1 protein-coding gene is annotated in these 270 nt (G+C 47.4%); it reads left to right on the top strand.

Annotation, left to right across the window (positions count from 1 at the left end):
- On the top strand, positions 1-270 hold a 270-nt coding region (locus tag R0J92_RS23230; protein WP_411053411.1), incomplete at both ends, for an EAL domain-containing protein.

Here is a 270-nt window from a genome sequence, read left to right as displayed (position 1 = left end):
CAATCGTTATCAAGGTTATACCCCTTCGCTGCGATCGCCGCTGAATCCGTTAACCTTAGAAACAGAAACGCGCAATTCCCTCCAAAATCAAGATTTTTGCCTCTATTACCAACCGCAAATGAATCTCAAAACGGGGCAAATCACAGCAGTAGAAGCCCTCATTCGTTGGCAACATCCGCAGCGAGGACTGCTCCCGCCTAAGGATTTTATCCCCTTTGCCGAAGAAAGCGATCTCATTTGTGACCTCGGAGATTGGGTGTTAAAAACAGC

The sequence above is a fragment of the Tritonibacter sp. SIMBA_163 genome, from assembly GCF_046535935.1.
GTDB lineage: Bacteria > Pseudomonadota > Alphaproteobacteria > Rhodobacterales > Rhodobacteraceae > Epibacterium > Epibacterium scottomollicae.
Note: the sequence above shows the minus strand (reverse complement) of the source record. Positions and strands in the feature narration are given on the sequence as shown.